Raw genomic sequence first — 6,378 nt, 5'->3', positions numbered from 1 at the left:
GCCTTGGCCCCGGCTCCGAACCTGGGTCGCGGACCTGGGCCCCGGCCCCGAACCAGGCCCGCAGGCCCAGGACAGGACCGCAGCCCCCGGGCCGCGCACCGTGACGGCCGAGGACCGTGACGGCCAAGGACCGTGACGGCCAAGGGCCGCGGCCCGCCAACCGTCAACCGCCAACCGCAAGCCGCGGGCCGCAAGCTGCGGACCCCCAACCGCTGACCGCGAATACCGGGGGGCGGCCCGCCCCCCCGCTCACTCCGGCGGCTTCGCCTTCAGCCCGTTCCCGCACAGCGGCGCCACCGCGAACGGGCGGTCGCCCTCCACCGCGTGCTCCGGCACCAGCCCCTCCTGCAGCGCCGCCCAGCAGACGGCGGACGTCGGCTCCACGTACAGCCCGTGGCGGGCGAGTTCGCGGTGGGCCGCGACGATCCGGTCCTCCGGGACCGTCACGAACGTGCCCCCCGTCTCCCGTACTGCCCGCAGGACCTGGGAGCCCCGGGCCGGCCGGGCGATGGCGATGCCCTCGGCGACGGTCGGCTCGGCGGTGATGCGCTCCGGCACGTCGCCGCCCAGCGCGGCGGCGCGTGCGAGGGGCGCGCAACCGGCTGCCTGCACCGCCGTGATGGCGGGCAGGCGGTCGATCAGCCGCTGGTCGAGGAGTTCCTGGCAGCCGAGGCGGGCGCCGAGCACCAGGGTGCCGTTCCCGGCCGGGAGGACGAGCGTGCCGGGCAGCCGGCCGCCCAGTTGCTCCCACAGCTCGAAGACGTAGGTCTTGGTGCCGTGCGGGAAGAACGGGTGGTACACGTGGCTGGCGTAGAACGTCCCGGGCTCCTCCGCCGCGCGGGCCGCCGCGGTGGCGGTGTCCTCGCGGGAGCCCTCGATCCGGTGCACCTCGGCGCCGTAGGCGCGGAGTTGGGCCACCTTGCCCTCGGAGGTGGCCGCCGGGACGTACACCTCGCAGGCGAGGCCCGCGCGGGCCGCGTAGGCGGCGACCGCCGTCCCCGTGTTGCCGCTGCTGTCCGCCATGACCTTCCGTACGCCCAGCCGGGCGGCCAGCGCCACCAGCAGCACCGCGCCGCGGTCCTTGAACGAACCGGTGGGCATCAGGTGGTCCGCCTTCAGCAGCACGTCCGGCCGGCCCGGCGCGCTGATCAGCGGGGTCATGCCCTCGCCGAGGCTGATCCGGGGCGGCCCCGGCACCGGCAGCGCCTCGGCGTACCGCCACAGGGTGGGCGGGCGCCGCCCGAGTTCGACGGCGTTGGGCATGGCGGGTGTGAAGCCGTGGACGTCGAGCAGGCCGTGGCAGTCGGCGCACCGCCAGGCCAGGTCGGCGAGGGCGTGGAGGCGTCCGCAGGTGGTGCAGCGCAGCCGTACCGTGCCGCACGGGGCGTCCGGGTCGTACGAGTCAGGCGAAACCGAGGGGGCGTGCGGGGCGTGGGGATGGAACGGACCGTAGGGCCCATCGGCCGGAAAACGCATCGTGCCTCTCCTCCTCGTGTCCTCCTCGTGCATCACGGGGCAGGGGAGCGGAAGCGGTGCGGCCACCTCGCCGCTGCGTACGGACGGTCATGCGCCGGCCGCTTTCCTCCCACGCCGCCGACGCGTCCCCGCGCGCTTTCCGCACGCCTTCCGCAGTCCGGCGGCCCGTTGACACCATGGACAGTCCGCGCACAAACCATGTGCACCACAAGGCCCTTGACAACCATGGTCAACTCCCCACCCAGGCAGAGTGTCCAGCGATCTGGACAGTTCGTCAAGGGTTGAAGCACGTAACCCCGATGACGTACTTCTAGTCTCGTTCCGGACGCGCGGGACGGGATCGGACGGTCCGGCGAAGCCGATGGGCGTGCGGAGGCAGGGATGACATCACCGGCATCAGCGGGATCAGAGGCATCGGCGGGACGACCGGCGGCACCAAAGTCGCCGGCGCCTCCGTCCACACCCCCATCTCACGAGAACGCGGCCGTCCCGGAGGCCCCGCAGGTCACGGACGGCACTGCCGACGCCGTGCTCCGGGCCCTGCGCCCGGTCGTCGACGGCCTCGCCGCCACCTTCGGCACCCAGTGCGAGGTGGTGCTGCACGACTACCGGACCCCGGACGCCAGCGTCGTCGCCCTCGCCGGATCCGTCACGTCGCGGTCCGTGGGCGGGGCCATGAGCGAGATCGGGCTGGAGATGCTGGCGCGCGGCGACACCGCGCGGGACAAGCTGAACTATGTCACCAAGACGCCCGACGGGCGCACGGTGAAGTCGTCCACCCTGCTGCTGCGCGACGGCTCCGGGCACGTCTTCGGGTCGCTCTGCGTCAACCTCGACATCACCGAACTCCGGCTCGCCGCCAAGGCGATGGCCGCCCTGGTCGGCACGGCGGACGCCGCACCGGCGGCCACGACGGTGTTCTCGGACGACATCGGCGAGGTCGTCACCGCCGTGATCGAGCAGGAGGAGGAACGGCTCGGCCGGCCGCTGGCCCACGACTCGCGGCAGGGCCGGCTCCGGGTGATCGAGGCGCTGGACGCCCGCGGGGTGTTCCGGCTCAGCCGCTCGGCGCTGGTCGTCGCCGAACGGCTCGGCGTGTCGCGGGCGACGGTCTACGCCGACCTGGGGCTGGTACGGGGGGAGCGGCGGGCGCCGGACTGAGCAGCCACCAGCCCCCCGCACCCTTCAGCTCATCCGCAGTGCCAGGAAGAAGTCCAGCTTGTCCTCCAGCCGCGACAGGTCGCGCCCGGTCAACTGCTCGATGCGGCCCACCCGGTAGCGCAGCGTGTTGACGTGCAGGTGCAGCCGCGTCGCACAGCGCGTCCACGATCCGTCGGAGTCGAGGAACGCCTCCAGGGTCGGGATCAGCTCGGCGCGGTGCCGGTTGTCGTACTCGCGCAGGGGGTCGAGCAGCCGGGCGGTGAACGCGCGGCGCACGTCGTCGGGGACGAACGGCAGCAGCAGTACGTGCGAGGCCAGCTCCTGGTGGCCGGCCGCGCAGACGCGCCCGGGCCGGGCGGCGGCGACGCGGCGGGCGTGCCGGGCCTCCTCCAGGGCGCCGCGCAGCCCCTCCGCCGAGTGGACGGCGGCGCTGACGCCGAAGGTCAGGCGGCCGTCGCCGTCGAGGCCCCGGGAGAGCGGGGCGCGGACGGCGGCCAGCAGCGCGTCGGCGTGCAGGCCGGTCCCGGCGCCGGCACCGGCCGGCCGGTCCTCGTCGGTGGCCGTCTGAGCCACGGCCGGGGCCGCGGGGAGCGGCACCAGGGCGACGGCCTCGTCGTCCGTGTGGGCGACGGCGATCCGCTCGGACGGCTCGGTCCCCGTCGCGTCCGGGTCGACCAGCGCCTCTTCCAGCAGGCTCTGCGCGATCGGCCCGGCCGGGAGGGCGGCGGCCGTCTCGCCGTCGGTCCACTCCACGCGGGCCACGACGACCTGCCAGTGCGGGGCGGCGCCCGGCCCGGGCATCAGGACGGGCGCGGCGACCCGCAGCCGCGCGGCGATCTCGGCCGGCGCGGCGTTCGACTGGACGAGCTCCAGCACCTCCTGCGCCAGCCGGCGGCGGACCGTGCGGACGGCCTCGCGCCGCTCGCGCTCGACGGCGATCAGCTGGGTGACGCCGTGCAGCAGGTCGAGGCGTTCGGCCGGCCAGTCGCCGGCGTCGGCCTCCACGGCGAGCAGCCAGTCGGACAGGACGGTCTCGCGCGGGTCGGCCGGGCCGGCGGACGTGCCGCGGATGGGGAACAGGGAGTACGTGGCGCCGCCCGCCGTCACCCGGTGCGGGCCCCGGCGGCCCGAGCGGGCCGCGGCCAGGTGCTCGCCCGCCAGCACGGCGCTGACGTCGGGCGACAGCGCCGGCCCCGCACCGGCCAGTGAGGAACCTGCGATCGGGCGGCCGGTGGGGGACAGGACCCAGGCGCGCAGATCCAGGTCCGAACCGAGCAGGTCCAGGACGACCTCCGGGCCGCCGCCCGCCGGGCCCGAGGTCATCAGCCGGCGGTGCCGGTCCACGACCGCGGCCAGGTCGCCGGCGCGCTCGCCGGAGACCTGCCGGACGACGTGCTCGGTGATGGACGCGAACGACACCGTCTCGTCCACGGAGAACAGCGGCAGCCGGTGCCGGGCGCAGGCCTCGATCAGGTCGTCCGGCGTGGAGCTGATCTCCGCCTCGCCCGCCGCGAGCCCGGCCACCCCGGCGGTGGCCAGGATGCGGACGAAACGCTCCGAGTCGGCCGGTTCCCGGCGCCACGCCAGGCCGGTGAGGACGAGTTCGCCGCCCGAGAGGTAGCGGCTCGGGTCGCGCAGATCGGTCGTCATCACGCCGCGGACGGTGCGGTCGAGCTCGTCCTCGCCACCGAGCAGTCGAAGGCCCAGCGCGTCGGTCTCCAGCAGTGCGCGCAGCCGCATGGTGGGTCGCCGCCGATCTTTCTCGTGTGTCGTCGTGTTACCGGTGCGAAGCCGTGAGGTTTCCGTGCTTCGCCTTTCGTTCGAATCTACAAGACGGTGGGCGTGACCAGCCAACCGCTTCATGGTTTCGGTGACTGCTCCCTGCCGGTGAAGTCTCTGTGTACTGGCTGCACGCGGCATCGACCCGGCGCCGGCCCCCACCCGAACCTCCCCCACGACCGACCCGCCCGGAGCCGCCCGAACGGCCCAAGCACGGTCCCCGCACCGTCCTCGCACCGCCCCGCGCAGCCCCCGTACGGCCGTGTCCGCCCCGCCGCCGGGCGGCCGGCAGGGGCGGGCCGGGCGGCGGGCGGCGTTCGCCGGCGGATCGGGTGGGCCGGGCGGGCCACGGCCCGGCGGCGGGACCAGAGCGAGAAGAGAAACGCCCATGGACTTCCTGCGCCCCGACCGCTGGGAGGACGCGCTGGCCGCCAAGGCCGAGCACCCTACGGCGGTGCCTCTGACGGGCGGCACGGATGTGATGGTCGAGATCAACTTCGACCACCGCCGCCCCAGCCACCTCCTCGATCTCACCCGCATCGGCGAGCTGTACGCGTGGCAGACCGACGGACCCGACGTCCGCCTCGGCGCCGCCGTCCCGTACGCCCGGGTGATCACCGAACTGTCCGGCCCGCTCCCCGGCCTCGCCCTCGCCGCCCGCACCGTCGGCTCGCCGCAGATCCGCAACCGCGGCAGCGTCGGCGGCAACCTCGGCGCCGCCTCCCCGGCCGGCGACTCCCACCCCGCGCTGCTCGCGGCGGGCGCCGTGGTGGAGGCGGAGTCGGTGCGCGGCACCCGGCTCGTACCGATCGACGCCTTCTACACCGGCGTCAAGCGCAACGCCCTCGCCCCGGACGAGCTGATCCGCGCCGTACGCGTCCGGAAGGCCGCCGGGCCGCAGCAGTTCGCCAAGGTCGGCACGCGCAACGCGATGGTCATCGCCGTGTGCGCCTTCGGCCTCGCCCTGCACCCCGACACCCGGACCGTCCGCACCGGCATCGGCTCGGCGGCGCCGACGCCCGTCCGGGCGCGGGCGGCGGAGGACTTCCTGGCCGCCGCCCTCGACGAGGGCCGCTGCTGGGACACCGGCCGGCCCGTACCGGCCGCCGCCGCCGAGGAGTTCGCCGCCCTCGCGTCGGCCGCCTGCGCCCCCATCGACGACGTGCGCGGCAGCGCGGCCTACCGCCGCCGCGCGGTCGGGGTCATGGCCCGGCGCACGCTCGGCTGGGCGTGGCGGCAGTACACGGACGGGACGACGGGGGAGACGGGGGAGGGGAACGGGCTGTGCGCGTGAACATGACGGTCAACGGCCGGCCGCAGCGGGCCGACGACGTGTGGGAGGGTGAGAGCCTCCTCTACGTCCTGCGCGAGCGCCTGGGCCTGCCAGGCTCCAAGAACGCCTGCGAGCAGGGCGAATGCGGCTCGTGCACGGTCCGCCTCGACGGCGTCCCGGTCTGCGCCTGCCTGGTCGCCGCGGGGCAGGCGGAGGGACGCGACATCGTCACCGTCGAGGGCCTGGCCGCCCGCGCGGGTGCGCCGGACGGCCGACTCGCGCCGGTGCAGCAGGCGTTCGTCGACGCGGGCGCCGTGCAGTGCGGCTTCTGCACCCCCGGCCTGCTCGTCGCCGCCGACGACCTGCTGGCCCGCGACCCGGACCCGTCCGACGCGGACATCCGCGAGGCCCTCTCCGGCAACCTCTGCCGGTGCACGGGCTACGAGAAGATCCTCGACGCGGTACGCCTGGCGGCGGCGCGGGGCGGGGTCGAAGGCGGTCCGGACGGCCGGGCCGGACGGGAGGGCTGAGACGTGAGTGAACGACCTTCGCCCAGTGGCGGCCTGACCGGCGGCCCCGCCGCGAACAGCCCCGCCGTGAAGAGCCCCGCCCCCAGCGGCCCGACGTCCCCCGGCAGGCCCCCCGGCCGCCCCGCCTCCACCGCGCTCACCCAGGGCAGCCGCACCCGC

General features: G+C 75.5%; 5 protein-coding genes. 3 read left to right on the top strand and 2 right to left on the bottom strand.

Annotated elements, in window-relative coordinates:
- Positions 1–249 precede the first annotated feature (249 nt).
- Positions 250–1,476, bottom strand: a complete 1,227-nt coding sequence (locus ACH4PU_RS13010; RefSeq protein ID WP_398270424.1) for a threonine synthase — start codon at positions 1,474–1,476, stop codon at positions 250–252.
- A gap of 528 nt (positions 1,477–2,004) precedes the next feature.
- Between ACH4PU_RS13010 and ACH4PU_RS13005 the strand changes: the two genes are divergently transcribed.
- Complete coding sequence (locus tag ACH4PU_RS13005; RefSeq protein ID WP_398270421.1) at positions 2,005–2,637, top strand: transcriptional regulator; 633 nt, start codon at positions 2,005–2,007, stop codon at positions 2,635–2,637.
- A gap of 24 nt (positions 2,638–2,661) precedes the next feature.
- Here the strand turns inward: ACH4PU_RS13005 and ACH4PU_RS13000 are convergent, their stop codons facing one another.
- A complete protein-coding gene (locus tag ACH4PU_RS13000; protein ID WP_398270417.1) occupies positions 2,662–4,377 on the bottom strand; it encodes a PucR family transcriptional regulator in 1,716 nt (571 codons plus the stop codon).
- Between the two features lie 427 nt (positions 4,378–4,804).
- Between ACH4PU_RS13000 and ACH4PU_RS12995 the strand changes: the two genes are divergently transcribed.
- Together ACH4PU_RS12995 and ACH4PU_RS12990 are read left to right on the top strand one after the other, a co-directional pair.
- Positions 4,805–5,710, top strand: a complete 906-nt coding sequence (locus tag ACH4PU_RS12995; protein WP_398270414.1) for an FAD binding domain-containing protein — start codon at positions 4,805–4,807, stop codon at positions 5,708–5,710.
- The gene (locus ACH4PU_RS12990; protein WP_398270411.1) at positions 5,701–6,219 is read left to right on the top strand and encodes a (2Fe-2S)-binding protein; all 519 of its coding nucleotides are present in this window, start codon (positions 5,701–5,703) and stop codon (positions 6,217–6,219) included. The genes ACH4PU_RS12995 and ACH4PU_RS12990 overlap by 10 nt, the downstream gene beginning before the upstream one ends.
- Positions 6,220–6,378 lie beyond the last annotated feature (159 nt).

The organism is Streptomyces sp. NPDC021100 (assembly GCF_044333095.1).
Taxonomy (GTDB): Bacteria; Actinomycetota; Actinomycetes; order Streptomycetales; family Streptomycetaceae; genus Streptomyces.
Note: the sequence above shows the minus strand (reverse complement) of the source record. Positions and strands in the feature narration are given on the sequence as shown.